The organism is Pseudoalteromonas sp. AWM4_233, assembly GCF_056158285.1.
In genome coordinates this window covers 266,026-291,101 of sequence record NZ_JBSWSZ010000113.1, presented here as the reverse complement: position 1 = coordinate 291,101, position 25,076 = coordinate 266,026, and the positions used below count along the sequence as shown (strand labels likewise).

The 25,076-nt window shown below is 40.7% G+C and carries 22 protein-coding genes; 15 read left to right on the top strand and 7 right to left on the bottom strand.

Going from position 1 to position 25,076, the window contains the following annotated elements; translation table 11 throughout:
- Positions 1-12: 12 nt before the first annotated feature.
- Positions 13-1,890, top strand: a complete 1,878-nt coding sequence (locus ACXAC4_RS22825; RefSeq protein WP_475165860.1) for a methyl-accepting chemotaxis protein — start codon at positions 13-15, stop codon at positions 1,888-1,890.
- A 14-nt stretch (positions 1,891-1,904) separates the two neighbouring features.
- Here the strand turns inward: ACXAC4_RS22825 and ACXAC4_RS22820 are convergent, their stop codons facing one another.
- Together ACXAC4_RS22820 and ACXAC4_RS22815 are read right to left on the bottom strand one after the other, a co-directional pair.
- On the bottom strand, positions 1,905-2,393 hold the full coding sequence (locus ACXAC4_RS22820) for an N-acetyltransferase family protein (protein WP_475165858.1): 489 nt from the start codon (positions 2,391-2,393) through the stop codon (positions 1,905-1,907).
- Between the two features lies 1 nt (position 2,394).
- Positions 2,395-2,997, bottom strand: a complete 603-nt coding sequence (locus ACXAC4_RS22815; RefSeq protein ID WP_475165854.1) for a TetR/AcrR family transcriptional regulator — start codon at positions 2,995-2,997, stop codon at positions 2,395-2,397.
- 121 nt (positions 2,998-3,118) lie between these two features.
- Between ACXAC4_RS22815 and ACXAC4_RS22810 the strand changes: the two genes are divergently transcribed.
- The 3 genes from ACXAC4_RS22810 to ACXAC4_RS22800 all read left to right on the top strand — a co-directional run bounded on the left by ACXAC4_RS22810 (position 3,119) and on the right by ACXAC4_RS22800 (position 8,665).
- Positions 3,119-4,219 carry an MBL fold metallo-hydrolase gene (locus tag ACXAC4_RS22810; protein WP_475165852.1) on the top strand — a complete coding sequence of 367 codons (1,101 nt, stop codon included), beginning with the start codon at positions 3,119-3,121 and terminating at the stop codon, positions 4,217-4,219.
- 203 nt (positions 4,220-4,422) lie between these two features.
- Entirely contained in the window at positions 4,423-6,285 is a 1,863-nt protein-coding gene (locus ACXAC4_RS22805) for a S8 family peptidase (protein ID WP_475165850.1), read from the top strand.
- Positions 6,286-6,562: 277 nt separating this feature from the next.
- A complete protein-coding gene (locus ACXAC4_RS22800) occupies positions 6,563-8,665 on the top strand; it encodes a PDC sensor domain-containing protein (RefSeq protein WP_475165848.1) in 2,103 nt (700 codons plus the stop codon).
- A gap of 73 nt (positions 8,666-8,738) precedes the next feature.
- Here ACXAC4_RS22800 and ACXAC4_RS22795 read toward each other — a convergent pair whose 3' ends face one another.
- Together ACXAC4_RS22795 and ACXAC4_RS22790 are read right to left on the bottom strand one after the other, a co-directional pair.
- Positions 8,739-10,562: a PKD domain-containing protein gene (locus tag ACXAC4_RS22795; RefSeq protein ID WP_475165846.1), complete on the bottom strand. Its 1,824-nt coding sequence runs from the start codon at positions 10,560-10,562 to the stop codon at positions 8,739-8,741.
- A gap of 261 nt (positions 10,563-10,823) precedes the next feature.
- Positions 10,824-12,260 (bottom strand): chitinase, encoded by a 1,437-nt coding sequence (locus ACXAC4_RS22790; RefSeq protein WP_475165845.1) that lies wholly within the window; start codon positions 12,258-12,260, stop codon positions 10,824-10,826.
- Between the two features lie 101 nt (positions 12,261-12,361).
- Between ACXAC4_RS22790 and ACXAC4_RS22785 the strand changes: the two genes are divergently transcribed.
- Positions 12,362-12,490, top strand: a complete 129-nt coding sequence (locus ACXAC4_RS22785) for a hypothetical protein (protein WP_475165843.1) — start codon at positions 12,362-12,364, stop codon at positions 12,488-12,490.
- A 147-nt stretch (positions 12,491-12,637) separates the two neighbouring features.
- On the opposite strand, the gene ACXAC4_RS22780 is transcribed toward ACXAC4_RS22785, so the two are convergent.
- Positions 12,638-12,775 carry a hypothetical protein gene (locus ACXAC4_RS22780; RefSeq protein WP_421965564.1) on the bottom strand — a complete coding sequence of 46 codons (138 nt, stop codon included), beginning with the start codon at positions 12,773-12,775 and terminating at the stop codon, positions 12,638-12,640.
- Positions 12,776-13,019: 244 nt separating this feature from the next.
- On the opposite strand from ACXAC4_RS22780, the gene ACXAC4_RS22775 reads away from it, so the two are divergent.
- Positions 13,020-13,808, top strand: a complete 789-nt coding sequence (locus ACXAC4_RS22775) for a thioesterase family protein (RefSeq protein ID WP_421965565.1) — start codon at positions 13,020-13,022, stop codon at positions 13,806-13,808.
- Positions 13,809-13,847: 39 nt separating this feature from the next.
- On the opposite strand, the gene ACXAC4_RS22770 is transcribed toward ACXAC4_RS22775, so the two are convergent.
- Positions 13,848-16,625: a hypothetical protein gene (locus ACXAC4_RS22770; protein ID WP_475165834.1), complete on the bottom strand. Its 2,778-nt coding sequence runs from the start codon at positions 16,623-16,625 to the stop codon at positions 13,848-13,850.
- Between the two features lie 344 nt (positions 16,626-16,969).
- Here ACXAC4_RS22770 and ACXAC4_RS22765 point away from each other — a divergent pair, with 344 nt between their 5' ends.
- Both ACXAC4_RS22765 and ACXAC4_RS22760 read left to right on the top strand, forming a co-directional pair.
- Positions 16,970-18,451, top strand: a complete 1,482-nt coding sequence (locus ACXAC4_RS22765) for a methyl-accepting chemotaxis protein (RefSeq protein ID WP_475165830.1) — start codon at positions 16,970-16,972, stop codon at positions 18,449-18,451.
- A complete protein-coding gene (locus ACXAC4_RS22760; protein ID WP_475165827.1) occupies positions 18,441-18,974 on the top strand; it encodes a DUF6436 domain-containing protein in 534 nt (177 codons plus the stop codon). The genes ACXAC4_RS22765 and ACXAC4_RS22760 overlap by 11 nt, the downstream gene beginning before the upstream one ends.
- Positions 18,975-18,985: 11 nt before the next feature.
- Here the strand turns inward: ACXAC4_RS22760 and ACXAC4_RS22755 are convergent, their stop codons facing one another.
- Entirely contained in the window at positions 18,986-19,501 is a 516-nt protein-coding gene (locus tag ACXAC4_RS22755) for an RNA methyltransferase (protein ID WP_475165823.1), read from the bottom strand.
- A gap of 257 nt (positions 19,502-19,758) precedes the next feature.
- On the opposite strand from ACXAC4_RS22755, the gene ACXAC4_RS22750 reads away from it, so the two are divergent.
- From ACXAC4_RS22750 to ACXAC4_RS22720, 7 genes are all read left to right on the top strand, one after another.
- Entirely contained in the window at positions 19,759-19,965 is a 207-nt protein-coding gene (locus ACXAC4_RS22750) for a hypothetical protein (protein ID WP_349286896.1), read from the top strand.
- A gap of 98 nt (positions 19,966-20,063) precedes the next feature.
- Complete coding sequence (locus tag ACXAC4_RS22745) at positions 20,064-20,537, top strand: NYN domain-containing protein (RefSeq protein WP_475165818.1); 474 nt, start codon at positions 20,064-20,066, stop codon at positions 20,535-20,537.
- A 198-nt stretch (positions 20,538-20,735) separates the two neighbouring features.
- Positions 20,736-21,146 carry a YjfI family protein gene (locus tag ACXAC4_RS22740; RefSeq protein WP_130255955.1) on the top strand — a complete coding sequence of 137 codons (411 nt, stop codon included), beginning with the start codon at positions 20,736-20,738 and terminating at the stop codon, positions 21,144-21,146.
- Between the two features lie 14 nt (positions 21,147-21,160).
- The gene (locus ACXAC4_RS22735; protein ID WP_130255954.1) at positions 21,161-21,847 is read left to right on the top strand and encodes a PspA/IM30 family protein; all 687 of its coding nucleotides are present in this window, start codon (positions 21,161-21,163) and stop codon (positions 21,845-21,847) included.
- A gap of 5 nt (positions 21,848-21,852) precedes the next feature.
- A complete protein-coding gene (locus ACXAC4_RS22730; protein WP_475165814.1) occupies positions 21,853-22,185 on the top strand; it encodes a hypothetical protein in 333 nt (110 codons plus the stop codon).
- A 38-nt stretch (positions 22,186-22,223) separates the two neighbouring features.
- Positions 22,224-22,826, top strand: a complete 603-nt coding sequence (locus ACXAC4_RS22725; protein WP_475165810.1) for a DUF1449 domain-containing protein — start codon at positions 22,224-22,226, stop codon at positions 22,824-22,826.
- An 84-nt stretch (positions 22,827-22,910) separates the two neighbouring features.
- Positions 22,911-25,073: a flotillin family protein gene (locus tag ACXAC4_RS22720; protein ID WP_475165807.1), complete on the top strand. Its 2,163-nt coding sequence runs from the start codon at positions 22,911-22,913 to the stop codon at positions 25,071-25,073.
- The last annotated feature ends 3 nt before the right edge of the window (positions 25,074-25,076 follow it).

Genomic DNA, 25,076 nt, shown 5'->3' with positions numbered 1-25,076 from the left:
TAAGGCTGAGAAATGAAGATTAGATCTAAGTTTTCGGTGGTATCTGGGGTTGTTGTTTTTGTGGTGATTTCGCTTCTGGCGCTATCAACATATATTTTGGTTGAAAATAGCTTAAAGCAAAAAACACAAGCCTATGTAGTCGATAATACCGCTTTACTCAGTAGCAGCATCAGTAATTGGATGGCCGGGAAAGCATCGCAAATTCGTATTCTAAAACACCAGCTTGAAGCTGATTTTTCAAAAAGTAACTTTCAGAAATCCCTCGAAAATAATGCGCTTAGAAATGAATTCTTGCTGGTGTTTGGCACCTTGGCAGACGAGCGGGGACTTCGCTCCAATAACAAAAATCGTGTAAACCCACCAGAGATCGACTTTCGCGAGCGCGCTTGGTATCAACAAGCTAAAAACAGTCAAGGCGTAGTGTTTACACCGCCTTATGTTGATGCAGCTACGAAAGAGCTTTTAGTTTCTATTGTTACTTCAGTAAATAGCGGAGGCTTTAAAGGAGCAATAGGCGGCGATTTATCTTTGCAAACAATCGCAGATAGTGTGAATACGATTAATTTCAACAATACCGGCTTTGCGTTTATTGTTGACGGGAAAGGCACGATTATTACCCACCCTAATGCCAGTTTAAATGGTAAGTCTAGCCAAGCAGTGTACGAACTGGGTCCAAATAGGCAAGGCGAAATTTTAGAGTTGAGTCATCAAGGCGAAGATAAGCTGGCTTATTTTTTTCCGCTTGATGACAGTGCAGGGGTTGATTGGTATTTGGCTGTGCTACTTGATAAGTCACTGGTTTATGATTCTTTGTCTACTTTTACCAGTCGCACATTTATTTTTGCGGTGTTCAGCATTGCGCTGTGTGTGTTTTTATTAAGAAAACTTGCCAAACATCTGTTGAGTCCGCTTGATACGTTAGAAAGTGCAATTGGTCAAATTGCCAGTGGTGGTGGTGATTTGACTCGTCGTTTAAATGTGCAAAGTGAAGATGAATGTGGTGTTGTGGCTAATAACTTCAATCAGTTTTTATCTTACTTGCAACAGTTGGTGTCAGACATTAAGCACAAAGCTGAGAATATCACTTCCGAAAGCAATCATGCTTCGCAGTTGTCAATGCAGTCATCTGAGTCTCTCAATCAGCAATACTTGTCGATAGATAATTTAGCCACAGCAATGAATGAAATGAGTACTACATCGTCAGATATTGCTGCTAGCGCTCAAGATGCGGCGGCTTCAGTGACGGCAGTTAACAAGACTGCAGATGAAAATAAACAGGTATTTGCGAAAACCACTCAAGATATTGTGGAGTTGTCGGCGTCTATTAGTTCAGCTCAACAGCTCAGTAGTGAACTGGCCTCTTACAGCAATAATATTGAACAAATTCTATCTGTGATCAACGGTATTGCAGAGCAAACTAACCTGTTAGCACTTAATGCGGCAATTGAAGCCGCACGAGCAGGAGAGCAAGGCCGCGGTTTTGCGGTCGTAGCCGATGAAGTTCGAACACTGGCTTCAAGAACGCAAGAGTCGACCACTGAAATTAAATCTATGATAGAGCAAATTCAGCACTATTCTTCGCAAGTGCAAACTTCTATGGATGAGAGCAAAGATAAGGCAAATCGCTGTGTTGAACATACACAAATTGCCAGTGATTCTTTAGAGATCATATCGAACGAAGTGAAAGAAATAATGGATCGTAATATTCAAATTGCAGCAGCCATTGAAGAGCAAAGTGTGGTGATTGAAGACATTAACAAAAATACCATTAGTATTCGCGATATCAGCCAACAAGTAGACAGTTTTGCGCACGAACAGATCACCGCAAATGAACAACTACTTGGTGATGTGAAGTCACAGCAAAGCTTGTTGAATAAGTTTATTGTTTAAAGGTGTTATACGGGTTATTCATCACTGAGCCATTTATACATAATGAGGCTATCAACATAACCTAACTTCGGATGATTATAGGCTTTTGGTATTGTGCCAATAATTTCATAGCCGAGCTTTTGCCAAAGCGATACGGCAACGGTATTACTCGAGACCACCGAATTAAATTGCATGGCCTTAAAACCCAGTGCTCTGGCGGTGTTTTGAGAATGCTCACAAAGTTGTCTGGCAATGCCTTTTCCCGCTGCGAGAGGCGAGACCATATAACCGCAGTTACAAATGTGTGAGCTTGGACCCATGGCATTGGCTTTTAAATAATAACTCGCTAGTACTTGCCCTTGCTCTTCGTAAACGAAAGACTTTAGCGGCGTTTCACACCATAGTGAATATGCGCTCGACTCGTTCATATCTGGGTCAAAGGCATAAGTCTCTTGTGCTTGAATAATACTCTGAAAAGTCGGCCAAAATGCTGAAAAATCTCCACGTGTCATTGCTCTTATCATATTAGCCTCTAGTTTTTGTATATCGTGCTAAAAACATAGCAATTGTTTGCTCAATAATATGCTTTTGCTGTTCAGGGGTTGGTTTTTCGAACCCATACAAGTGAGGATAAAAAATAAACGACTTTAGCTGAAAAAGAAACTGTTTTGCTGCAAATTCAATGTCTTCTATGTCTAATGCGTTGTCATCGACGGCATTTTTTAAGAAGGCCTCGATAAACGTCATGCAGCCCACTTTATTACTACCAAGTTGTGAGGCTAATTCTGGATCTTTTAGCATCTGCATAAAGGCGATTTTTGCTATGCGTAAAAAATTGTCTGAAGTCAGTAGCTGTACTTCTTGCTCTGCAATTGCTTGCAATTGCGCATGTAAGGGTTTGCTCTGGTCAAATACCACAGCTTCGGTCGCCATTAATTCGTCTTTCATTTTGAATAAAATGGCGTGAAACAGCTGATCTTTAGTATCGAAATGATTATAAACTGTGCGTTTTGATACTTTGGCAAGTTTGGCTATGTCGTCCATGCTGGTGGCATCGACGCCTTGTTCATAAAACAATTGCTCTGCGGCAGTTAAAATGTGCAATTTCTTTTGATCAGATAACTTCATAATTTTCCTCTCGATAATCGCCATATTCTAAATCCAAATTAAAAAAGTTGTACTCAGTAGTTTACTTTTTATGTTTTTAGTGAAAAACTACACCGTGTAGTTTACTTTTGTTTGGTGCATTATGAAAATCAGTAAATGGTTAGGTGTAGGTTTTATTGCTTTAACAGTGGGAGCATGTTCAGTGAATAATCAATTAGCAACACAAGATTCAACTTTGTCGCAAGGGTCGAGCCATTATCATAATGGTAAATTTCATAACGACGACACGATGGAAGCGAATGGCTTTGGCAAAGTGCTAGGGTTGATCGGTCGTTATATCACTGAAGAGAAAAAACATGCAGTGCCAGACCAGCCTCTGCCTATGAAAGCCTTGAGTACTGAACAGTTACTGGCACTTTCAGATGAGCAAATCCATATGGTCAAGCTAGGGCACTCGTCAATATTGCTTAAAGTGTATGGTGAATTTTGGTTGCTTGATCCGGTATTTTCAGAGCGTGCGTCGCCATTTAGTTTCTTAGGCCCTAAACGTTTTCAACAGACACCTATCAGTATTGATGATTTACCTCAGATAGATAAAGTGCTTATCTCTCATAACCATTACGACCATTTAGATAAAGCCAGTGTTAAGAAGCTGGCCGATAAAACCAAGCAGTTTTTAGTGCCATTAGGAGTTGAGGCTGATTTATCGCGCTGGGGCGTAGAGCCGTCAAAAGTTTTGTCATTTGATTGGTGGCAAGAGCTAGAAACAGACAATGCACTGGTTGCTTTTACCCCAACTAAGCATTTCTCTGGCCGTGCTTTATCAGATGGAAATAAAAGCCTGTGGGGGTCTTGGGTGATCAAAAGCGCTAAAGAAAGTATCTATTTCAGCGGTGATTCTGGCTACTTTGATGGCTTTAAGAAAATAGGCGATAAGTATGGCCCGTTTGATTTAACTTTAATTGAAACTGGCGCTTATGATAAAGACTGGGCCGATATTCATATGACACCAGAGCAAAGCTTACAAGCACACCTTGATTTACAAGGTAAAGTGATGGTGCCGGTGCACAATGGCACGTTTGATTTAGCATTTCATGCATGGTTCGAACCATTGGAGAGGGTGTCAAAAGCGGCGGATAAGCATAATGCTGTGATTAGAACACCAATAACTGGAGAAATTTTCAATTCAGATAAGCAATTTGTACAAACTTTTTGGTGGAAGCCACTTTTGCCAAGTGTGTAACTAAAATTTAACAATGTTAATTGTGTCAAATTTATTAAATTAAACAACTGAATTTAATGAATAAAATGCTTATATGTAAAGTTATGGGTACGAATTTAAAGATGAAGAAGTTTAAATTAATGTAAATAAAATGTGATCTTTAAGATTCCTTGCGCTATGGTTTGAGTGATTTTTAATCAAACAACAAAGTAAAAGGAATCATTATGCGTAAATTATCGACTCTAGCATTTGCTATCGGTGCAATTGTATCTGGTCAAGCTTTAGCTCAAGCGGAACTAAAACAAGTTTCTGAAAGCAAAGCCATTCCAAATCAATACATTGTAGTATTTAAAACCCCTTCAGTTTTAAATATTCAAAGCGCTGATGCAGTAGCAAGTTATGCTGAGCAGGCCAGCCAAAAACTCGTAAATAGCTATAACGTAGATGTATCACGCAAGTTTGCTGGTTCTTTAAATGGTGTGGTTGTGAATGCATCTGCAAACCAAGTTCAAGACTTACTAAACAACCCTGATGTTGACTATATCGAGCAAGATCAGATTGTGAGTGTGTCTCCTCTAGCAGCAACCAATGTTGATCAGGGAAATGCAATCTGGGGTTTAGACCGTGTTGACCAACGTTCACTGCCGCTTAACTCAAACTATCATTATGATTATGACGGTGCGGGTGTAACGGCTTATGTTATCGATACAGGTGTGCTTATTTCACACAACGAATTTGGTGGCCGAGCGTCACATGGTTACGATTTCGTCGATAACGATGCAGATGCAACAGACTGTAACGGCCATGGTACTCACGTAGCGGGTACAATTGGCGGTAGCCAGTACGGTGTTGCAAAGAATGTGAATATCGTTGGTATCAAAGTACTTGGGTGTTCTGGTTCAGGTACTAACTCGGGCGTTATTGCAGGTGTTGATTGGGTGAAAAACAATGCTTCTGGCCCGTCTGTTGCGAACATGAGTTTAGGTGGTGGTGTTTCACAAGCACTTGATGATGCTGTTAACTCTGCAGTTGCTGCTGGCGTAACCTTTGTTGTTGCAGCTGGTAATGACAACTCAAATGCATGTAACTATTCACCAGCACGAGCTGCTGATGCAATTACAGTTGGTTCAACAACGAGCAGTGACAGTCGTTCAAGCTTCTCTAACTATGGTAGTTGTTTAGATATTTACGCGCCGGGTTCAAGCATCAAGTCTGCTTGGTACAACTCTAACACATCGACTAATACCATCAGTGGTACATCAATGGCTGCACCTCACGTCGCAGGTGTTGCAGCACTATACCTTGATGAAGATAGTACGCGTACGCCAGCGCAAATTGATTCACTTTTAAGTAGCCGTAGTTCGAAAAATAAAGTAAGTGATGCAAAATCAGGTTCGCCAAATGAACTTCTTTACAGCTTATCGGGTGATGGTGGTCCGGTTGACCCAGTTGACCCTGATCCAGTGCTTGAAGATGGTGTTGCTGTGAGTATCTCTGGTGCTAATGGCTCTGAAAGCTTCTTCACATTTGAAGTACCAGCGAATACGTCGGGTGTGACATTTAATATGTCTGGTGGTTCGGGTGATGCAGACCTTTATGTTCAACAAGGTACTAAGCCTACACAGTCATCATATAGCTGTCGCCCTTACAAAAATGGCAATGAAGAAACCTGTACTTTTAATAACCCAGCTGCTGGTACGTGGCATGTAATGGTTCGTGGTTATAGTGCGTATGCTGGTGTATCGCTGGTAGCACAAACTTCATCGGGTGGTGGCTGTGGCGCCAACTGTCTTGACAATGGTGTACCAGTAACCGGTGTTTCTGGATCACGTAACTCTGAAATTATTTACACAATTGATGTACCTGCAGGTGTTACACTAAATGTAAATACATCAGGTGGCTCTGGTGATGCAGACCTTTATGTTCGTAAAGGAGTAGCACCAACAACTGGTACATATGACTGCCGTCCTTACCGTAGTGGTAACAATGAGAGCTGTAGCTTGAGCTCTGGTACAGGTGGTACTTACTACATCATGCTTCGTGGCTACAGTGCGTATAGTGGTTTGACGCTTCAAGCTAGCTACTAAATTTAAACGTTTTAAATCCAATTAATTAAGTCGTTAAGTAAAAGCGCATAAAGCAATTTGTTTTATGCGCTTTTTATTCTTTATAACCCTTTCAGGTAAAAATCTGCGCAAAACTCAAATTATTTCTCTGTTTTAGTTAAAATGTTAACAATATGTATTGCTTCGGCTTCATATTTCTACCTTAATTCCATATTAGACTTGTTCTGATAGGGCAATATCGCCTGAAGTTTAGTGAATTAATATTTTTGAAAATTTAAACACAGATTGGAAAAACAGCGTGCGTGTAAAAGATCCCTGGGATAACCAATTAACGAAACCACTTTTGACTTTATTTTTAATTATTTCTGTTTGTGGTTTTATCTTAAATAGCTTTTATCAAATCCAGCAGACACGGTCTTTTAGTGAAGGTGTTCGTGAGCAAGTCAAAACACAGACTTTAAATGCCGCGGCAGAAGTGGGAAGTGAACTAGAAAAAATCATGACAAGTGTTGATAGGTTTGCCCGTGAAGTCACGGCAACGCCAGATAAAACATTTGTGTTAAAGCTGTTAGAAGATGAGTTTGCCGTCAATGAAGATATTTATTCTTTAAATGTGACCTTTCATCCATATCAATACCAGCCTAATATCCGCTATTTTAGCCCTTATTATGAAAGGTTAACGGGGGTCGAGCGTAAATATAACTTGGTTGATTATGACAAGCCTTATAAAGAATTTAGCTGGTATCACAGGCCGTTAAAAGAGGGTCCTATCTGGACTGAACCTTATTATGAGCCGCAAAACAATGTATTGATGACGACTTACTCAGTGCCTTTTTATCAATATAAAAATGCCAAACGAGAAGGGAAAATGCCAGTGGGAGTGGTTCCCTCTGATATATCGTTGGATCATTTAACTGCTTCACTCAAAGAGCTTGATTTGGGTTTAGGTGGTTATGGTATTTTATTTTCTAAGCAACAAAACCTAATCTCTCACCCTGTATTTAGCCATGTCAGAGAAATGGAAAACTTACAAGACTTAGTGTCAGAGACTGAGTTTGCTTATCTCTCTAAAATATCAGGGTGCTTTGAAAGCGATTTAGATTACCTGTTTTTTAATGGTGAAACACTTGATAACAGCGAGCATTATGCTGCTTGTACAAAAGTGCCTCACACAAATTGGACATTGATAACTCGGATGTCTTCTGACATGTTTTACATGGACAGAGACGAACGTCGCCAAAATAATATTCATATTATTGCTTGGGGCGCAGCTTCATTTATCTTTCTTATTTTATTGATGACGAAAGTAAGAAAGCTGACTTGGACTCAAAACAATGTACTTTTATCAGTAACGCTGATTTTGAGTACTTCGTTGGTGCTTGAATTTGCAAGAAGCTTTAAAACTCTTGAGCAAACTGACAATGTTGTGATCACAACACAAGCGCAAAGAGAGGCGTTTTCATCAAGTTATAGTGACAGGATGGAAACAATGCATGTTGCGCAGCCTGAATATGTGGCAACGGGTTTGTATGTTGAGTCTCTTGAATTTGTAAATGCCAACAACGTGCATTTGACAGGTCATGCTTGGCAAAAGCTAACCGCTTCTCAGAAAGCCTTTATTGAGCCTAAGTTGGCTTTTAATCACACCGTTAGCAGCAAAGTTGAAGAGGCTTACCGACAAGATTTAAAAGATGGTGGTTTGTTAGTTGGCTGGCGCTTTTCGATAGAAACAAGGCAGCAGTTTGATTACAGCAAATACCCGTTTGATCATAAGAGCATAGAGCTGAGTTTTAATGAAGCCGATATGGGTGGCAATGTCATTTTAGTGCCAGATCTTGAGTCGTATGAAAAGCTGTCAAAGATGGACAACCCGGCTGTATCTCCCGATATAGTGCTTGATGAATGGTTATTAAAGAGTAGCTATTTCAAGTACCGGTTTGAGAGCTACAACACGAACTTTGGTCTTGATACATTCTTTAACCAAAATGTCGCACCTGAGCTTAACTATAACATTAATATTGAGCGTGAATTTATCGGACCATTTGTGACGACCCTTTTGCCAGTGATGGTCATGGTGTGTCTGTTATATGCGTGTGTTGTGAGTATGAAGTACACACCTTATGGTGACTTGCGTAACAATATAACCGCAGTTGTATTTACTATTTTACTTGCCCATTACAGTATTAGAGAGCATTTACAAATTGATGAGGTCGTCTATTTTGAAATCTTTTACTTCTTGCTTTATTTAGTATCTTCATTGTTTATGTTGATAGCACATCAATATTACAAAGCGAAAGAAGAAACCGGAGATGGACGAATATACAAACGCCTAGCCAATATTTGGTTCTGGCCTGTGATGACAATCTCAATTTTTGTTATCACTATACTGACCTATTACTAAAGTTCAAATTGCAAAAAAGGCGATCATGTATCCTCATGGTCGCCTTTGCTAGCAGTTGTTAATAAAGGTAAAATTAGTTAGCTGTAGCCGTTATGCTTACGCCATTATAAGCGCTATAGCCTCTAAGCATAACGTGGTATCTACCTGCACCAGAGCTCACAGTACAAGTCTCTTCATTACCCCAGCGATAAGGTCGGCAATCATAAGTTGTTCGAGTTGGTTCGCTGCCCTTACGAACATATAAGTCAGCGTCACCTGAACCACCTGTTATCACTATGGTGGCACCTGACATGCCAGCTGGCACATCAAAGTAGAAGAATTGCTCATTGTTTCTAGCGCCACTTAAATCAACTTTAGCTACACCATCTTTAAGTAGTTTAGGGTCCGAACCATCATCGACGGCAAGAGTATAGGTTTTGCTGGCTGTTGCGCCAGTTTCATCAGTGATCGTGAGCGTTGCAGAGAATTGACCCGCTGAAGCGTAAGTGTGGCTTACACTAGAGCCAAAGCCGTTGGCTGAGCCATCACCGTATTGCCACTCGTATTGCGTAATTGCACCATTTGGCGAAGTAGAGCGGCTGCCATCAAAACTACAGCTCAGTAGATTACAGTTAATATCGAAGTCTGCGATAGGTTGCGGATCAATCGTGCCATTATCACCAGAAGGCACTTGACCATTGAAATGACCCGAAACCTGAGGCCAAATTAAACTGATTTTTGCGCCCTTGTTAGTACATCCACCTAAATGGTGAAGTGCGATAACATTGTTCGTTGCTGCAGCAAGTACTGGAGAGCCTGATGAACCGCCAATCGTATCGCAGTAGTAGCCTAAGTCAGTACCTGTGCCACGGCCATTCGCGTTTGCATTGTTTACAGAGCAAAGACCGTTAGCATCTCTGTCAGATTCAATCGACAGCTCTTTTGGATTACCAGAGCCATGTTGAGGAATGTAAATGCGCTCACCTTGTGTTGCATCACGTACATCTAGCCCAAAATAACCAAATGGTGCCGCTTTTGCGAAATCATTAATGGTAAATAACGTATAGTCGAGGGTGTAATCGGTTTTTAATAGATCTTTACCTGTGACTTTAACAACACTCTCTAGCGTATTCCCATCACAGCTTGTGTGTTGATAGTTAAACCAGACTTCTGTATTTGCCAGTTCAGATGCAGATTCCACACAATGGTTATTGGTGAACATGCGGTTATCACTGCCAACTCGCCAGCCAGTACATAAGCCACTGCCGTTCATAAGTAATCGGGCAACTGGTCGAGAGCGTTCAAACTCTGTTGGGTTTGAATTAGCCCAACACTGCACGTCTCGGCGTTCCATCGCACCACAAGTAGAGGCAATGCCAACATCGGTATCAATAGACTGTGCAAAGTCATTCTCTGTGCCATGGAAGTAACTATCGATTTCAGCATCTGCCAGCGAGATTTGGCTTTGCGTAGCGAAGGTATTATTAATTTGACCAGGCGTGTATTCAACAATTACTTTGTCTGCTGAGACTGACATAGCATAAAACGATGAAACGCCATCATCACCCTGCGCTTTTGTTGCGGTACTCATATTGAACTCAGTGTATTCATAACGCTCGCTACCATCTTCAGAGCGCACGACAAGTTTGCCGCCATTCTGTAAGTTGATATTCTTAAAGTGCAGCTTAATGTAACTGGCATTTGGGTGTGAGACCGTTTGCGTAATGACCGTTTGGTTCACGGTATTTGCAGTTGCAAATTGACTGTTAAGCGGCAGGTTAAGCTGTGCAGCTTTACCTATTGTGGTTTTTTGCGCTTGAGATGTGTATTTCATCATTTGTGCTTCTGTCAGTGGCGCTTGAGCTGCTACAGACAGTGAAACCGCACTTAACAGCGGCAAGATGTGGCGTGCTTTCATTATCATATCCTTACAATTACTTGTTTATGGTTTTGGGAACCGAGAATAAAAGTAGCGCATATTAATTGTTGTGTAAAATAAACGTTAAAAAAACCCTTAACTTTAATTTTACATTGGATGGTGGTTACGCAGTCGATTTTTTAATGTGGTGAAAACAAGGTAATAAAAAAGGTGATTAATAACATAAATATCAATCACCTTTCGGGTAGTTTAATTGAGTGTCAGCCCGTAATCTTATAGATTAATACGGGAGAGTATGGCTTATTTGACTAGCGCCCAAGGTCCGCTATCAGCCTTAGGTTGGTCGCCTTGTGTCCACCATTTCGCGGTGTAAATTGCTTTATTGAAGCTGACCTTGTCACCTTTTAGGTAAACTTTTGTTGCATCCCATGCCGCAATTCCCCCCACTGGCGGTTTGTCTTTAGGAGGGTCAAGTTTTTCAACCACAGTTACATTTGGCCAATTAACATGAGATTGATAAAAATTCGTGACACACTTTTCATAGTCGCCTGGTACAAGTGCCGAATAAGCAGTTTGGTAACCTACTAATTTACACTCGAATGACTGACCTCCTGGGCGGTCTGAGTGATAAGTCCAGTCAGCTTCCCAGTTTGTGTAAAGTACATCGGCAGAGCCGTTTAGGTTTAAGCTACCAAAAGGCGTTTGCTGCCAACAGGTATTTTCTTCGTCAGCTTCAATTGGGATGTTGTAATAGTTCGATAAACCTTCCCAGTAACGAATACGGTTTACTGGCTGACCTTTAGTACGGTTTTGCTCGCCACACTCAATGCCCCCATTGATCACATTTATGGTGGTGCCAAATCCATAACCAATACCGGCAGCGAGTTCTTTTTGAGAAGGTGTCCAAGTTCGGTCGATAACATGCAACATGGCGGGCTTTGGCGCTTGAGGTGTTAAGAAAAACCAAATAGCTGAAGCTAAGTTGAGCCAAGAATCAGCAACCAAACCTGGGTTGTTTAGTAGTACAGTTGCATCACCGTTGAACATGACTTCAGAGAAAGCACCGTAATTGAAGTGATAAGAAAGTTGTTTTGCTCCTCGGCCAAAATAACCTTGACCATCAGCGCATGGCCAACGACGGTTTTGCCAGTCGTTTTGCCCACACCCTGTCGTGTAACCAGGTTGACCTTCAGACCACCCCATTTCACGTACATGCACGAGTGCCTGTTGCCACTCTTCTAACTGCTGTGGATTGTCAGAAATATTGTCTTTGGCAATATGTCCACCAGTTTCTTGTGCAAAGTGTGCAAATGCTGTGATGATAGACTTCTTACAAATGGCATCAGAGTCACGGCCATCTGTATATTCACCACAAAATGCTGGGAATTTACCTATGGCACGTAAGAAACGCGTATAAGTATATTCAGGGGCAGCCATACCGGTTAAAAAGTCCCATTCTTGCTGACCAAAAACACGCTCAACTCGTTTCACGTTTTCAGGATTATTGGCATTGCTAGGCGTGATCGCTTCAACAATGCTGTTGTCGCGTGTTTCTAGTGCTTTAGCCCAAATCTGATACATAGGGTCTGAGGCTTTAGCATCACGAGCAGCATTAATTTCTGCTCGAGATAATAAATAACCGTTTGGGTTGTTTGGATCATCAACAATAGTTAGCGCATTGGCTGAAGCAATTAAACCAACTTGCAAAGCAAGCAGTTTGAGAGAATGGTTTTTCATTTGAGTTCCTTTGAATCGCATGTTTCTGAAATAGGTCGCTTAACCTATTTTTAACATTAGATGTCAAATGACATCGCTGTCAAGTGCGCATGTGAACCATTATGAAATTAGCACTCATTGGAGGTGAACCTGTGTGGGGAGGCCTTGCCAATGAGTGCTGGTATCTAGCTTACTCTCATTTACTCAAGTCACGTGTATCAGGTTGGGTGCCAACTTTTCAAATTTTATAAACTTATGATCTTAATAGCTTTTCGATTTTTTAGAAAAAAGGCATCTGAATGTACGAAGCAAAATGCATCTTTTGTTGCGAATTTTAGGATTTTTGATGCAAAAATAAAGGGGCATCATGCCCCTTTATCAGTCGCTTATGGAGGGTCTTACTTTCCTTTACCTTTTCCTTTTGATTGTTTGCCGCAATTACTTTCACCAGCGGCTTCTGTGAGGGCATCTCCTTCCTCCTCAGTAAGTAATCCGTTATTCACTTCAATATTCTTAGCATGGGCTACGCAGCTCACGTATTGACCATGGTTTTTCCAGAGTACATCGGTGGCAGGGCCTGCGCAATTAATAGAAAAGCTAGCTTATTGTTGTGTTAATTCAAATTGTATTTGGGCTGCAAATGAATTTTCAGTGTTTGTTACGGGATTTTTAAAATCAGAAAAGGTAGAAAGTAGTATAAATCTGCAGTGTGGTCGTACCAGTTTATCTGTGTTATAAAAAACACATACATTTTATCTGATTCCACTTTAGGTTTTTACTATGAATTTACAAACTGTCCTCTCGCAATTAGAACAAGGACTGTCAGGGATTGTCCTTCCTAGCTCTTGGTGCCAAGGTCGTACTGCATTTGGTGGTGTATCTGGTGCGCTACTTTTCCAAGCAGTAAAACAAGTTGTAAAACCAACGCGTCGTGTCTTATCTATTAGTACAAACTTTATCGGTCCGCTGATTGCTGAGCAGCCGTTCGATATTAAAGTTGAAGTGTTACGTGAAGGTAAAAGCGCCTCTCAAGTATTGGCGCGTATTGAACAAGATGGCAGCACCTGTGTACTGGCGCAATTTTGTTTTGGTGAATCACGTAAGTCTGAGTTACTGGTGAGCAATGATGAAACCCATCAATTAGTTGCGCCTAAGCCTGAACAACGCATTCCTTATATTCCAAATATGACGCCAGAGTTTTTTCAGCATGTTGAAATTTGCTTGCAACAAGGTGGTATGCCATTTACGGGCGCTATGACATCTCACTTAGGTGGTTGGATGCGTTTTGCTGAGCATGAAGGTTTTCAAGATGAGCTGCAATTGCTGGCATTGAGCGATGCATGGCCGCCGACTATGCTGCAAATGTATCCTCGCCCAGCACCTGCAAGCACTATGAGTTGGTATATTGAATTTTTAAAACCAGTGCAATTAGAACAGAGTCAGTGGTTTGGTTTTGAAGCGGTGACACATAATAGTGCTGATGGATATGCGATTGAAGAAGCGAAAATTTGGCACCCTGATGGGGAGCTTTTGGCACTAAGTCGACAAACGGTTGCGGTGTTTGCTTAACGCCTGAAAAGAAATGGGGCTTCAGTGAAGCCCCATTGACTATGATTGTTTATTTCTTAATGTAATTAGGCCGAACATTAAGCCTAGCAAGTAGAACAAGCTACCACCTGAGCCTCCCCCTTGGGTCTCACTTTTTTGTTCAGCATTTTGGGAAGACGATGAATTATTATTGTCGCTTCCTGTGTTTGTGCTACTACTATCAGAGCCAGAGTCACCAGAGCCAGAGTCACCAGAGCCAGAATCACCAGAGCTATCTTCTTTTTCTTCTACTTTAAACATTAAAGTATGCTTACTTGAAGCGCCTTCAATGTCATAAGTGGTGATTGGTAATTTAAATTCGCCTGCTTCAGAGAAAGTAATGGTTAACGTATTTTTTGATAGTGTCATATTGTCTAAAACACCATTTAACTCAACGATTATCGGTAAGTCTTTGTCATCAACAAAGTGCTCGGCAAATGTGATTGTTAACTCTTCATTTGTTTTCGCAGTAAACTCTAAATTGTTTATCGCTGTTGGCGCACTATTGTATGTGAGTTGCAATGACAGCTCTGCATTTTGCTCCAGTGAATTGCTGACAGAAACAATGAGACTTTGAGAGTTTGAAGGCTGACCATCAAATTCTAACAAACCCTTTTCAGATAATGACACGCCCGGCAGTGTTTGTGTTGTGACAAACTTAAGGTCCTGACGCTGTTGTTCGCTAAAGTAGGTGGTTAAATCCCAGCTAGCTGGATTGCCTTGGTTTAGAGTTAACTCGACTGACTCAGAGGTTGGTGACAACTCATTGGTGATAACCATAGTACCTTTTGAGTAAAAGTGTAAGTAATGGTTTTTTTGTGCATATTTTCCCTCATATAGATTGAACTCACCAACACGTGAAAATATGTTTTCAGCTTCAGTATCAAGCAGGTAAGTATCTAAAGTGTCGTAGTTTCCAACATCAAAAAACCACAAAGATTGAGTGTCACTCAACTGGGCTGGCTTCATTTTGGGAACTTGGGGTAATGCAATATCTTCTTTAACGAACCCACTCTCTTCAAGACGGTAGATACCATGTTCACTTATTTTGCCAAACCCCCAATATGCAGGTAAATAAAAACGCTTATTAACGTAAGTAACTTCTCCATAGTAATCAGTCAGGCTATTAGTAAATATGGGTAAGTCGATAGTTTTATGAAGGCTTAATTTAGCATTATCGAAGAGTAAGTGATGTAATTTTTGTAAATCTCTGTCAAATGCATAAATATTAATGCCATCAATAATATAACTTGTATGTTTGTTAAGCATTGTGCTCGAAGCTAAATTTAAGTCAAATACTTGTTTGTATGTTAAGCCTTCTTCACTCGCTTCAAATAAGTAATAGTCACCAGCAGAGACAAACACGACTTGAGTGTCAGTTAATGCAAAAACAGCCTGCCACTCTGCAAGTTCAGAGCTGTTTTCAAGTACTAATTTACCTTTTTTGAAATCTAAATCAGTCTCGTCTGCGTTCGTCGAAATTAATGTATAAGAGTCATTTTTAACAAATAAAACTTGCTTCCCTAATTTATAAAAACCCTTATACGAAGTAGTTTGATTATGAAGCTGATCAGTCAGTGGGATATCTTTAGTGAATGTTTGTCCACGCTCAGATGAAAGAGCAGATAAAGTGAAAAATCGACCGTTGAAGTTTAAGCTACTGCTGTCTCCAATTACTAGATTTGGGTAATAATCAGGACTGCTGGTTTTGAGTCTGCCTTGCTCTTTTTGTCTTTCTATTGAGCTAAAAGAGCCATCATTATTAATGGTATTGACTTTTAAGCTTGTACTTTTTGAATAAAGTCGAAGTGTTTCTTTATCAAGATTTGGGCTACTCGGCACACAGCCTGCACATACTTCGGTCGCAGCGTAATTATTATCAGCAGTTAAAGTCAGCTCTAAAAGTTGTGCATAGTTATACGCAAGCAAACGATTGTCAGTGCTGAAGATACCATGCACTGACAAATTTTCTGGCAAGAAAGTTTCGCGAGAAACTTCACGGTGGTTAGCCACACGGTTATCGGTTGTTAGTGTCAGCTCAATGACAGTGTCGTAATTATGTATAAGCAGAGCATTGTTTACTGGATCATATGCACTGGCAATCCTTCCTGGGTATCTGAAATCAAAAGAACCGTTAAACATTTCTTGATAGTTGTTATTTAAATCAAACACCTTTAAGGCATCTTTAGCTATGTGTAAAACCAAGCCTAAATCTGGGTAATGGTGCTGTTTACCTTGGTCGAAATCTTCATCATTTATGGTGACACTGTTTCCTTTAGAGATTGAAAAGTTTGCAGGGTCCCAATAATAAGGTGTGAATTTGGTGACTGTTCTTTCACTATTTTCGTAAGCATAAAAAGCAGAGCTGGTTAGCTGACCCGATGTACTCCATGAATCAGGATTAAACTCTGTGATTTGCTTTTCAACTAGCTTATATTCTTCAGTGATCTGCCAAACAATGATATTACCGGAGAAATCAACCGACAGAAGTGATTTACCATTTTCAGAGAGCGCATATTCCACGGTATTTCTTGCATCTGAGGCAAAATGCAAATGAGGATATTCAGACTTTAAGATAAAGTCATCATCGGTTACTTCAAAAATGCTTAGCCCATCTCGACCATATAAAACGAGCGTAGATGCGTTTAATAAAGTTTTTGAAGAAGTTGCTTCGTATTGATTTATCTCATGTGAATTAATTTTTTTTAGTGTGAGATTGTTCGTATTAATTGTCGCCAAGCAATCTGTACTAAATAGATAAATGCCTAAAGCGGTAAAAGTTGAGAGTATTGTTTTCATTATATGCTCCTTTAAGAGGAACGAATTCTAACTGGTTTTTAAGGTTTATGCTCTGATATGTCAGCTTTTTATGTAATTTTGCATAGGTCGAGGTTTATCAAACAACCATTTAACCGTCCATCAATCAGAAATAGGTTTTTTATTCATCAGTATCTCTAATATGGTAAGGAGATTAGAGTGCTAGACAGAGTAAATTCTCATCAATTTTTCTGTTGCAGGTACTACTTTGAACATATATTGACTTAACAGTCTTGAGCAAAGAAAAAACTTCAATCCAAAGCGTTTCTTGAAACGTAGCTTATACTTATAAAATTAAAATATTCTAAGCCCTGCTGGAGATAGGAATGAGTTACCCTTGGATAAGTAAAGCGAACAGAATTTTCTCTGGCGTGTTAGTTGCGCAGTTTTTACTCTCCCTCTTTATCGCTTTTTTCACTCAAACCTGGTTTGAGGCCATTGTTATTGGCTTGTTTACTCTGAGTCTCCCTTTATTTCTCATTAAGAGCGCACCGCAATCTTCTATCACAAGATACAGTGTTGGTGTTGCTGTTCAGGTGTTTGCTGCCCTCCATATTCAGCAGACTATGGGCTTAACAGAGCTACACTTTGAAATCTTTGTCATGTTGGCATTCTTAAGCTTTTACCGGGACTGGAAAGTTATTTTGGCGAGTGTGGGTTTTGTGGCTGTTCACCATATTTTGTTCTTTGTGATGCAGATCCAAGGCACTAATGTCTTCATATTCGAAGAGGGTCATTTATTGTTTTACATCTTGATGATCCACGCTTTATTCGCCGTTGTTGAAGCCGGTGTGTTGATGTATGTGGCGAAGCACTCTCACCGAGAAGCAGTTGCAGCACATGATTTATCGTCCAGTGTTAAAACCATTTTGGCAAATAATGGTAAATTTGATTTAGCTAGCTACCAGCCTAGTGATTCAAAGCAATTGGCTGATTTTAATAAGCTGATCAGTTCATTCTCTAGTTTGATCACACAATCAAAACAGGTATCAGACTCCGTGGCAAACATGGCAGAGGAAGTGGCCGTTCTTACCGCTCAAGCACAAAGCGCTAGTGAAGATAATGCGAATCAAATCAATTTAATAGCTACGGCTACAGAAGAAATGACAGTGGCCAGTAGTAATGTATCTGGCCAGGTTTCCAGTGCAAATGACAATGCCAATGATGCTTTTATCAATACAGATAAAACGAGAGCGATTATCGACAGCTCGGGTCAAAATATAGATGCTTTAACTCAAGAGTTAGCAGATACCTCAAACACAATCAGCGAGCTGGCTAATAAATGTAACCAAATTGAAGAGGTTATGAATGCGATTAAATCTATTTCTGATCAAACAAATTTACTTGCGTTAAATGCGGCGATTGAATCTGCAAGGGCTGGTGAACATGGTCGAGGGTTCGCGGTTGTTGCAGACGAAGTACGAAAGCTTGCTATGAAGACCCGTGAAAATGCCGAACAGATCAGTGATATTACTGCATCTTTAACCTCTGAGGCTTCTTTGTCAGTCGAGCAAATGGCTAAGTGTTTAGAACAAGCACAAGGTACTGTGACGCAAGCTAATGAAGCATCAGGTATGATGTCAGGCGTGGTGCAAAGTATTCAAAGCATTGTCGATAATATGACGTCTGTGTCGAGTGCAGCGGAGGAGCAAACAACAGTATCTGACAGTATTTCTCAGTCAACTCAGTCACTTGCGAGTAATTCAAAGCACTTGCAAAGCTCTACTGCCGAAATGGGACAAAAATTTGCAAGTATGCAACAGCAAATCAATAGCTTAAATCAGGAAATGAGTCGATTTGAAGTTTAAGTGGTTGCCAGTCCTATTAATTTTTTGGACTGCGGGTTTATTACTTGCAGTCTTATATGCAGCAAGTAACAAAGCCAAATATTTCGACCCTCAAAATGTATTACATCAGTCGGCGCTATCATTATCTTTCGATACTGTATTTGTTGAAGCGTTATTGAAAGATAATTTAGAACTTGCTGGCAGTGTAATCCATTTTCAACGCAGTGATTGCTTTTGTCAGACTGTTGCGCAAAGTCATATTAATTCGGTAGAAAAGCTCGCTGAAAAACACCAGTTTAACAATGTCACTGTCACGCTAGATAAGCCGGGCATACTAAAAGCGTTTGTTCCCTCAGTTCCAGCGGTTGCGGTGATCGACAAAGCAGGCAAGTTAAACTATTTCGGCCCATATTCGTCCGGTATGTTTTGCACAGAGGGGGATGGATTGGTTGAGCCATTTATTGAAAAAGGCAAATTTGCTAGATCTGGTGCAACCGTGATATCTCAGAGTCAGGGGTGTTATTGCAACCTAACCTCTCTGTAGATATTTGTTATTTAAGCTTTAAACTTCAATCGATTATTATTATCTCGTGAATCTAAAATTTGCTGTGTATTAAACTGCTGCGTGTGTTTTGCAGCACGGTCATATAAAAGCACATTAACCGTGGCGGCTAAGTTCATACAGCCAGTGGTTGGCATATAAACGACGGCACTGGCTTTATCGACCACTTCTTGTGGTAGACTGCCATCTTCAGGGCCAAAAATATAGAGTGCTTGCTCTGGGTGCTCAAACAAAGGCAGTGGCGTTGCCCCTTCAACAAGTTCAACACAGACAATGGGAATATCTTTGCTAACGGCTTGAGTTAAGTCTTCAACTTGCGTAAGCGGAATTTTCTCACTGACATTTTTAGTATCGGTTTGATGCTTTGCTGCGATGGCGTAACGTTTACCACAAAAAAACACCTCATTGGCCTCATAACAGCCAGCTGCACGCATAATACCGCCAACATTCGTCGGTGATTTAGGGTTGAATAAGCCGATGGCGCAGTAAGGTGAATGTTGCTCTTTCATAATGACACTAAATTGATGACAAAAACCGGCGCATTATAAACCTTTCTGAAGATATTTTCTCTAACTTAACCTGAGCTTTGCTGAAAGCTAATAAACTGCATAGTGTGATTGAGTCATTAATTCTAAATGCTCAATAGCACTAAACTACTTAAACTTACCCTATTTTATAATCACTTGTTCTTACTGAAGGGGTTACTTAATCTGTGCTTTTTCATTACACTTTTTTTGCCAATAACGGCACTAAAAGGATATTTATTATGAAACTGAACAAAAAAAAGCTGAAAAACTTAACATCTGAAAAAGTACTCGCTAATGCAGCAACACCCAATGTGGCTGGTGGTTACTTCAATTCTGATACGCCGGACTGTATTCCAACAAACCGAGCAGAATGCCGTACGGGTGTGATTTCATGTTGGAATGGTAAAGATTGCGCATTTACAAATCGCTACTTTATGTGTGATTAATACATGATAGCTTTGAGGCTTAGGTAACTGAGCCTCTTGTGGTTTTATCTAGGCAAGTTTTTGGTTAGCATGGGGTTTTAAATTGCCCTGAGCGCCAAATGAAAAAAATTGCTGTTTTTGTCGATGTACAAAACATTTACTACACCACACGAGACGCGTTTTCACGCCAACTCAATTACCGAAAAGTTTGGCAGTTTTTATCTGAGCAAGGCGATATTACCCTCGCAAACGCCTACGCCATAGCCCCAAACGACGACTCACAACATAAGTTCCAAAAGGCCCTCAAACACATTGGCTTTAATGTAAAACTCAAACCTTTTATTCAGCGTAAAGACGGCTCAGCGAAAGGCGATTGGGATGTGGGGATCACCATAGATGTGTTGGAGTATGCGCAAAATGTAGACGTGATTTGCTTGCTTTCGGGTGACGGTGACTTTGATTTATTGATGCAAAAAGTTGCCGCTAAACACGGCATCGAAACATGGGCGATTGGGGTTGAGCAACTTACAGCGAATTCATTGATTAATAGCTCGAGTCAGTTTATTCCAATCGAAAGTAAGTGGTTACTATAGGTTTCTAATAATTAGGTCAGTTCTAGAGTAAAAATTCTTAACTTTACATTAAAGCGTAAAAATTAAACTTCAATTGTTCATAAAAAAAGCATTGACATAATATGTCATGTTGTGCGAATTTGAGAGACAAGGATGCAGCAATCGATAAAAACCTTGCTGCTATTTTCTTAGGATAAAGAAATTTAAGGAATCGCGAACATGGATCTTAATGAACTCGCCCTGCAACTTTCTAAACAAGAAGCCGATGGTGCTTCTTTTGAATCATTTTTTATCAACCGCACTGGTCAAGATGTGCTGCAAGTCATTGTTGATGGCAACGATGAGTTACCTATTTTTGTTACTCAAACCGATGAGCAAGTTTTGTGTATTTGTTACTTGTTTGAAGAGCAAGAAGTCAAAGCTGAATTACGCGCAGAATTAAACGACACCTTGCTGCGTTTAAATGTGCCAATGCCACTCAGTGCATTTGCGAAAATAGATAATAAAGTCGCCATTTTTGGCGCTTTGTCTACCAATTCCACTTTTGAGCAGCTAAGTCATGAAATAGTGACTTTATCTGGTAATGCCATTGATGCATTAGAAGCTGTCAGCGAATACTTTGTCGAGTAAAAGGAGAGTTAATTATGAGTATGTTAAGAAAACTATTTACAGCAGTTAAGGGTGGCGCTCGTGAAGCAGGTGAAAGCATTGTTGATGCCAATGCCATTCGCATTTTTGAACAAGAGATCCATGAAGGCAAAGAAGCCATTACCGCTGCCAAACGTAACTTAACAGAAGTAATGGCTAAAGAAATGCAGCTAACACGTCATATTAAGACCTTAGAAGATAAGATCGCACAACATGAAGAGTTTGCTTCTCAAGCACTCGACAAAGGCGAAGAACCATTAGCATTAGAAATTGCTGGTAAAATAGCCGAATTTGAAGAAGAAAAAGCTGCACAGTCACCCACTCTAAGCCAGTATCAACAGCACATTACGGCACTGAAGCAACAGATAAAAGATGCAGAAAAGCAACTGCAAGAAAATCAGCGCCAACTGAGCATTGTTAAAACCACAGAGAGTGTTCAGCAAGCAACGTTAGCTGTGAGCGATACACTGACTGCGGGTGACTCTTCAATGGCTTCGGCAAAAGAGTCTCTTGAACGAATTAAACAGCGCCAAGCTGATCGACAAGATAGATTAGCCGCTGAAAGAGAGCTTGCCGATGAAGCGCAATCATTAGAACAGAAAATGAAAGCCGCCGGCATTGGTGAAACCAATGATAGTAGCGCCGATATTCTCGCCCGTATTAAAGCGAAAAAAAATAGTTAAATACCATGAACATTAAGAAGGATACTTGGCAAAAGCAGGAGCGCGCGGTCAGGGCAACACAGCTTGCCTTTGACCTCAGTTCAGAGGTGCAAAAACATATTAAGAAGCAGGCGATCGACGACGAGGTGACTCCCTCAGACATGATCCGCCGAATTCTTGGCCTTGAAGTCAAATCAAAAAAGACCCGACAACGTTTGAGCTTTAACTTAAGCGATGAAGAGCTAAATCAACTCGGAGTGCAGTTCGGCATTGTTGAACCGGATGAAGCGCGTAAAAAGCGCTTAATCAAGCAACAAGTGGCCGACTTGCTGATCCAATTTACAGAGCAAAATAAATAAAGCTAGCCTCTGAAAATTAATAAACATATAGGGAGCTTATGGAATTTTTAAACATTGCACTCACTTTCCCCACAGCCATTTTCAGTACTTTATTACTGATAGTCATTGGCTTTTGGTCAATTGCCTTACTAGGGTTTGCTGATATCGACATGCTTGAAGGTGATGTCGATGTGGATGTAGGTGAGTCAGATACAGGCTCATTAGGATTCGGCGGCGTACCACTGACCGTGTCGTTAAGTTTAGCGATTGTGATTAGCTGGTTTTGTAGCTTCTATGCGCACAAATTCTTTGCCTATTTATTAGGTGATGGTGTGATGTTTTATGTGCTGGGTATTGCCATGATGTTGGGCTGCTTTTTTGTCTCACTGCTTGTCACAGCCATATTAGTTAAGCCGTTGCGTAAGTTCTTTCAGAGTAAAGAGGCTGCCTCTAAGAGCGATTTTATTGGTTTGGAATGTGTCATAGCTACAGGCAAAGTCACTACAAGCTTTGGTCAGGGCAAAGTTCAAATCAATGGCACAGAGCAATTAATAGAAATTAGATGTGATGAAGACAAGGCTTTCTCACTAGGTGATATTGCGGTGTTAATTGAACACAACGATGCCGCTAACACTTACACCGTGGTTCAAAAGCCTTGGTAACTCACTTTTAAAACACAAAATTAAACACTTGGGAAAATAGACTGGGTTTATACCGGTCAAGAAAACACAACTTAGGAAGAAAACATGGAATTTCTTAATAATTTAGGACCGATTTTAACAGTTGTCGGCGTTGCAATCGCGGTTATTTTTGCCGTTATTATGATTGTTGGTAAGTTCTACCGTAAGGTCGATCAGGGCCATGCGCTTATAATCAATAAAATGAAAAATGAGCCAGATGTCACCACCACGGGTGGTATTGTTTACCCGGTTATTCACAAAATGGAAGTGATGGATATTTCAACCAAGCGCATGGTGCTAGAGCGTCGTGAAAATAGCGGCTTGATCTGTAAAGACAATATTCGTGCAGACATTGCTATTACCTTCTATATTCGCGTCAACGAAAACAAAGACGATATTCTTCGTGTTGCAAAGCAAGTAGGTTGTGAGCGCGCTTCTCAGCCAGAAACGTTACAAGAACTGTTCGAAGCTAAATTCTCAGAAGCCCTTAAAACAGTGGGTAAACAGATGAACTTTGAAGAGCTATTTACTCACCGTAATGAGTTCCGTGATTCAATCAAAGAAGTCATTGGTCAAGACTTATCGGGTTATACCCTTGAAGACGTTGCTATTGATTATCTTGAGCAAACCTCAATCAATAAACTAGACCCTAATAATATTCTTGATGCAGAAGGTATTCGCCGTATCACCGAAAAAACCGCTGAGCAGAATGTTAAAACCAATCAATTAAAGTGTGATGAAAAAGCGCAAATCGAGATCCAAAACCAAGAAGCACTTGAGAAATCACTAGAAATTGAACGCCAAAAAGAAGATGCACAAGCTAAACAACAACGTGAAATTGAAACCGTGCGTGCGCGTGAAACCTCAGAAGCTGAGCGTGTTAAACAAGAAGAGCGCTTAAAAGCCGAAGAAGCAAAACTGAAAACTGACGAACAGTTAGAAATTGCAGAGCAAAATAAACAGCGTGAAATCGATATTGCTGAGCAAAACCGTTTACGTGTACTAGCGATTGAAGAAGAAAAAGTAGCCAGAGCGCGAGAGATTGAGACGATTGAGCGCGAAAAAGAGACTTCTATCTTGCGTATTAATAAAGAAAAAGCGCTAGAAGTTGAGCAAAAAGAAATTGCTGATGTACGTCGTGATCGCGTCGCGGTTGAAAAAAACGTGGCTGAAGAGCAAGAGCGTATCAAAGATGTACAAGTACTTGCAGCAGCAGAGCGTGAGAAAGAAGCGATTGTTATTAGAGCTCGTGCAGAAGCCGAAGAAGCGTTAGTGAAAGATATCGAGTCTGCTAAAGCCAAAGAGCAAGCGGCTGAATTTAAGGCTCGTGAGCAAGAGAAAATGGCAGAAGCTGAGCTTCGCATTGCAAACCAAAAAGCTGAATCTAAGAAGATTTTAGCCGAAGCTGAAAAAGTAGAAATTGCGGCATCTGGTCTTGCAGAAGCCGATGTTATCAAAGCGAAAGCAGAAGCAAGCGCAATTCAAGGTGAAACAGACGCAAGAGTGTTACAACAAAAATTAGCTGCCGAGGCAGAAGGTAAACGTAACATTGGTGAATCAGAAGCTGTCGTGATGCGTCAGAAGCTTGAAGCAGAAGCTGAAGGTAAGCGTGAAATTGGTCTTGCAGATGCACAAGTACAAACTGCCATGGCAGAAGCTGTTGAGAAGCAAGGTGAAGCAGAAGCAATCAACCTTGAACGCAGAATGTCAGCAGAAGCGAAAGGTCTAGAAGAGAAACTACAAGCGCTTAATGCTATGGACCAAGACGCCCGTGATTACGAGAGCTTCACGTTACAGCTGAATCAGCAAAAAGAGCTAACGCTTGCGAAACTAGACATTGAAAAAGACATTGCAGCGAACCAAGCTGAGATCTTATCTAAGACATTGGGTAATGCAGATATCAACATCATGGGTGGTGACGGCCAGTTCTTCAATCAGTTCATGAAAGCCATTACGGTAGGTAAATCAATCGATGGCTTAGTCGATGAAAGCCAAACAGTTCAAACTTTGTTTAAAGATCACTTAAACGGTGACAGAAACATCATGGATGACCTAAAAGGGGTGTTAGCGGGTGCGAACGCGTCGTCAGAAACGATGAAAAACCTTAGCATGAGCAAACTTATGCAGCAGCTTAGTAACTCATCAGAGACTGAAAAGCAGCAGTTATTAGGTATGTTAGGCGGCTCATTGTTAAACGGCAATGCCAAAGAAGTTGAAAAGCAAGACTAGCGC

Coding starts and splice junctions, on each gene's coding strand:
- ACXAC4_RS22825 (WP_475165860.1), top strand. CDS start 13: ATGAAGATTAGATCTAAGTTTTCGGTGGTATCTGGGGTTGTTGTTTTT.
- ACXAC4_RS22820 (WP_475165858.1), bottom strand. CDS start 2,393: ATGATAAGAGCAATGACACGTGGAGATTTTTCAGCATTTTGGCCGACT.
- ACXAC4_RS22815 (WP_475165854.1), bottom strand. CDS start 2,997: ATGAAGTTATCTGATCAAAAGAAATTGCACATTTTAACTGCCGCAGAG.
- ACXAC4_RS22810 (WP_475165852.1), top strand. CDS start 3,119: ATGAAAATCAGTAAATGGTTAGGTGTAGGTTTTATTGCTTTAACAGTG.
- ACXAC4_RS22805 (WP_475165850.1), top strand. CDS start 4,423: ATGCGTAAATTATCGACTCTAGCATTTGCTATCGGTGCAATTGTATCT.
- ACXAC4_RS22795 (WP_475165846.1), bottom strand. CDS start 10,562: ATGAAAGCACGCCACATCTTGCCGCTGTTAAGTGCGGTTTCACTGTCT.
- ACXAC4_RS22790 (WP_475165845.1), bottom strand. CDS start 12,260: ATGAAAAACCATTCTCTCAAACTGCTTGCTTTGCAAGTTGGTTTAATT.
- ACXAC4_RS22785 (WP_475165843.1), top strand. CDS start 12,362: ATGAAATTAGCACTCATTGGAGGTGAACCTGTGTGGGGAGGCCTTGCC.
- ACXAC4_RS22775 (WP_421965565.1), top strand. CDS start 13,020: ATGAATTTACAAACTGTCCTCTCGCAATTAGAACAAGGACTGTCAGGG.
- ACXAC4_RS22770 (WP_475165834.1), bottom strand. CDS start 16,625: ATGAAAACAATACTCTCAACTTTTACCGCTTTAGGCATTTATCTATTT.
- ACXAC4_RS22765 (WP_475165830.1), top strand. CDS start 16,970: ATGAGTTACCCTTGGATAAGTAAAGCGAACAGAATTTTCTCTGGCGTG.
- ACXAC4_RS22755 (WP_475165823.1), bottom strand. CDS start 19,501: ATGAAAGAGCAACATTCACCTTACTGCGCCATCGGCTTATTCAACCCT.
- ACXAC4_RS22750 (WP_349286896.1), top strand. CDS start 19,759: ATGAAACTGAACAAAAAAAAGCTGAAAAACTTAACATCTGAAAAAGTA.
- ACXAC4_RS22745 (WP_475165818.1), top strand. CDS start 20,064: ATGAAAAAAATTGCTGTTTTTGTCGATGTACAAAACATTTACTACACC.
- ACXAC4_RS22740 (WP_130255955.1), top strand. CDS start 20,736: ATGGATCTTAATGAACTCGCCCTGCAACTTTCTAAACAAGAAGCCGAT.
- ACXAC4_RS22735 (WP_130255954.1), top strand. CDS start 21,161: ATGAGTATGTTAAGAAAACTATTTACAGCAGTTAAGGGTGGCGCTCGT.
- ACXAC4_RS22730 (WP_475165814.1), top strand. CDS start 21,853: ATGAACATTAAGAAGGATACTTGGCAAAAGCAGGAGCGCGCGGTCAGG.
- ACXAC4_RS22725 (WP_475165810.1), top strand. CDS start 22,224: ATGGAATTTTTAAACATTGCACTCACTTTCCCCACAGCCATTTTCAGT.
- ACXAC4_RS22720 (WP_475165807.1), top strand. CDS start 22,911: ATGGAATTTCTTAATAATTTAGGACCGATTTTAACAGTTGTCGGCGTT.